Origin of the sequence: uncultured Ligilactobacillus sp., from assembly GCF_948826705.1 — a bacterium.
Classification (GTDB): domain Bacteria; phylum Bacillota; class Bacilli; order Lactobacillales; family Lactobacillaceae; genus Ligilactobacillus.
Genome location: NZ_CAQLEL010000064.1, coordinates 1 through 2,931, shown reverse-complemented (window position 1 = coordinate 2,931; position 2,931 = coordinate 1). Strand labels below are relative to the sequence as shown.

Annotated in this window: 4 protein-coding genes; 2 read left to right on the top strand and 2 right to left on the bottom strand. The window is 36.2% G+C overall.

What is annotated here, in order from left to right; genetic code table 11:
* Positions 1–213: 213 nt before the first annotated feature.
* Positions 214–531, bottom strand: coding sequence for a hypothetical protein (locus Q9Q35_RS03555; RefSeq protein WP_304652169.1), 318 nt, complete (start codon positions 529–531; stop codon positions 214–216).
* Between the two features lie 261 nt (positions 532–792).
* Positions 793–1,134 (bottom strand): hypothetical protein, encoded by a 342-nt coding sequence (locus tag Q9Q35_RS03550; RefSeq protein ID WP_304652168.1) that lies wholly within the window; start codon positions 1,132–1,134, stop codon positions 793–795.
* Between the two features lie 218 nt (positions 1,135–1,352).
* Here Q9Q35_RS03550 and Q9Q35_RS03545 point away from each other — a divergent pair, with 218 nt between their 5' ends.
* Both Q9Q35_RS03545 and Q9Q35_RS03540 read left to right on the top strand, forming a co-directional pair.
* Positions 1,353–2,624 (top strand): sensor histidine kinase, encoded by a 1,272-nt coding sequence (locus Q9Q35_RS03545; RefSeq protein ID WP_304652167.1) that lies wholly within the window; start codon positions 1,353–1,355, stop codon positions 2,622–2,624.
* A 71-nt stretch (positions 2,625–2,695) separates the two neighbouring features.
* Positions 2,696–2,931: recombinase family protein (locus Q9Q35_RS03540; protein ID WP_304652166.1), on the top strand; the 236-nt coding region annotated here is incomplete at its 3' end.

Genomic DNA, 2,931 nt, shown 5'->3' with positions numbered 1-2,931 from the left:
TGATACTAGAACTGGTTAGTTCATTTAGTATAGATAATTTTTGCTCTGCACTATATTTTGATTTCCTAGACATATAAAATACCCTCCAAGTATTAAGATGAATTTTCTATTTCATCTGTATACTTAGAGGGCATTATAACCCGAACGTTGGAATTTGAAGATGTCTTTATTTGTCTTTGAAAATGTTAGTTTTTAAGGCTTCACAGTCTCTTTTCAGTTGATCAATTGATATTTTTTGAAAAATTTGCGTGCACTGACGACACAATGATCGGACACATCTAAAAAATCTCCGCTATCAGCCATAACATACATCGTATAACCGCAAAAACAACCACCAAGCGTGCCTACCATTCCAAGTTTTAGATTAGCTACAGTTGAAGGGCTCAAAGCTGGCATCACGATCAGCAAGCGTTTGTCGACCCATCTTAAGTAGCCTTTAGCAAAGGCTTCTTTGACCCATAGCGGTAGATCTTGATCATATGGATCCACTTGCCACACCTCAACTATCTTGCCATGCAATTTAGCCTTCATCTTACTCACCTTCCTAAAAATTACATGAATTAGGTGTTTTTCCTTGACCATAGAGACTACGCGCTGAAGTTTCCCCCACCATTTAGTTGTTTGGCTGTGGGGATCCACCACCTACGCTCGTTCTGGTTTAAAACATTCTGACTTCAGCTACCTTAACAATAGCAAATTTTTCTCAGAATATGTGTTTTTTTCCTATTTGGGCATTTATTTAGCAAAACTGGAGTTGCTTGTTATATGTGTTTCCATGATCGGAAACGGAAGTCAACCGAAAGTAGTAAGCGAAGCGAGATACCGTGGGGCAAGCCTTGCTTTAACTGCATAAAAACGGCACTGAATCGCAAGGGATTGCATGTGATGACTTTCCAATTGATCTTTTGAGCAAGTTTTATCCCTCTTTCTCCATTCATCAGTTTCCAAGATATAAATGCCATACAGACATTGTTCTTTTATGATATGCTTTAATAATGCATACGGATCAAAAATCTCGCCTAACTGTAGCTTTGCATGGATCTGATCGTCTTGGAGCATGATCGCAAGTTTGACTAAGTTCCCCATATCCGCTTCAAACTTTGGATCTGCACATACAAAAACTTGATATTTCATAGACATTTCCCTTATTTACTCAATTCATGCGTTAACTAAATTAAAGTCTATTGTGCTATAATTATTTTGTGCAGTAGATGGCATTGTAAACAAAGCCACTAATGCATATATTTCGCCTGTTTTGTGGCGCCCTTTTGCCCCCCTAATCTCCTTGATTTTTTCTCTGAAATAGTTGTATAGTTTTTCTTCATAATATTTCTCCTTGGAGGTGAATTCCTATGTTTTATCTTGTGGTAGGATATGTTTCTTTATTTTTTCAAGGTCTTATTATCACGTTATTATTTAACCAATTAAATGTTATCTCTTTGCAACGAAAATTTATCATGCTTCTAAGTATATCCATGTGTTTTACTTACGGTTGGTGGGGATGCTTGATATATACCATAATATTTAGCATGATCATTACTCACCTTTCGCAAAAAAAGATCCCAATTCTATTAAGCATGTTCTACGTTTCGTATCTACTAGTCTCGACTGTTATTATCTATCAATTATTGGACAATGTTTTAGCTCTGATAGATGGAAATTACACCGTAATGATCATGTTTGAACTGATCATCTTACCTTGGATCGTCTTTTACCTTCAAACATCTCTGCTATACTACTTCAAAAGTCACTTGGTCTACTTTGCGAATCATATTTTAGCTAAATATCGCTTTCAAGCAGCTATTTTGGACGTGACTTTGTTAAGCTATATCTATCTTCGCTTCTCTGACTTACCTAATATGTTACTTATCTCCGGTAGCATTTTGGTAGTTATCGCAGCCTATATCTACTGCATCACACTATACTCACAAAAACAGGCAATAAAACTCGCTCAAGCAGAACAGCTACAAAATTTGATCGAATATACCACCCAGATCGAAGAGTTATATGATAAACTACGCCGTTTCAAACATGACTACAAAAATATTTTGCTTTCCCTAGAATATTGCCTGGATAATAATGATCTTGCTGGGGCTAAGAAAGTTTATCACCAAGCGATCGCACCTACCAGATCGATCATTTCCCCAGAACTGCAGCTCATCAGTCAATTACAAAATATCAGTGACCCAGCACTTAAAGGGATCTTATCCAATAAATTGGCTTTAGCTCTCACAAAAAAACTCCGTGTCACTTGTGAAATAGCCCAAAAGATCAAACTTGATCCACGTGTTACACAATTAGATATGGTTCGACTCTTATCGATCTTTATGGATAATGCGATCGAGGCCGCCTGCCAAGTCAATAAGGGCTGTTTGGACTTTGCCTTTTTTGAACATGATAATGAACAATTCATCGTTATCCGCAACAGTACCAAATATGAAAAAATAGAGCTTCAACTTCTAGATAAAGTTGGTTATACTACTAAAAATAGCCAAGGTCATGGTTATGGGTTAGCCAATGTTTCGGCTATCTTGCGTGACTATCCCTTTATCAGCTTAAACACCAGTTCCAGCCATTATATATTTCAACAAGAATTGATCATTACAGGAGGAAATAACTGTTAATCAAAATATATTAAAATGTAATCAAACGCGATATAATATCTATAAAAAAGATGAAATGTGAGGTAGATATTATGGCGATATTAAAACCAAAAGAAATGGCTGAAAGATTGGGCGTTACCGTTCTGACCCTACAACGCTGGGATAATAATGGGACTTTAAAAGCTTATCGTACTCCAACTAATCGAAGATATTATACAGAAGAACAATACTTAAAATATATCGTTCGATCAACCAATAATGATCGTAAGAATGTTGCTTATGCTAGAGTCTCAACATATGGGCAGAAAGATGATTTAAAAAATCAAAT